Source organism: Acinetobacter sp. NRRL B-65365, assembly GCF_001605865.1.
In the GTDB taxonomy this organism is placed as follows: domain Bacteria; phylum Pseudomonadota; class Gammaproteobacteria; order Pseudomonadales; family Moraxellaceae; genus Acinetobacter; species Acinetobacter vivianii.
Genome location: NZ_LRPD01000039.1, coordinates 230 through 851, shown reverse-complemented (window position 1 = coordinate 851; position 622 = coordinate 230). Strand labels below are relative to the sequence as shown.

General features: G+C 51.9%; 1 protein-coding gene. It reads left to right on the top strand.

The annotated features are described in order from the left end of the window. Nucleotides 1–622: Ig-like domain-containing protein (locus AWW72_RS14060; RefSeq protein WP_155858561.1), on the top strand; the 622-nt coding region annotated here is incomplete at both ends.

Below are 622 nucleotides of genomic sequence, written 5' to 3'. Positions count from 1 at the left end.
CAGCCACCTTCACTGATGCAGCAGGTAACAGCAGCACAGTGACCGACACACAAACTTATACAGTCGATACCACTGGCCCAGACAACAGTACCACTACGATTACCATTAACCCGATTGCAGGCGATGGCATTGTTGATTCAAGCGAAGCAGCAACAGACCAGACTATTAGCGGTACGGTCACAGGTGAATACACCGTGGGTGATGTGGTCACAGTTAATGTCAATGGCGTGGACATCACCACGACCGTACAAACTGGTGGCTTATGGAGCGTTACGGTTGATGGCGGACAGTTAGTCCTTGATGCAGACAGCACCATCAATGTCAGCATTACGGCAACAGATGCCGCAGGTAACACAGGTACTGTGACAGCAGATGCGAGCTACACTGTGGATATCACCACACCAGTGGTGGTGTTTGATCCAGTTGCAGGCGATGACATCGTCAATGCCGCAGAAGCAGGCGTAGACCAAACCATCAGTGGTGCGGTTGTAGGCGGCTTCACTGCAGGTGATGCAGTGACAGTTGTGGTCAATGGCAACAATTACAACACGACAGTACAGGCGGATGGTACATGGAGCGTGACTGTTCCAGGTAGCGAGTTGACCGCAGATGCAGACAGCAC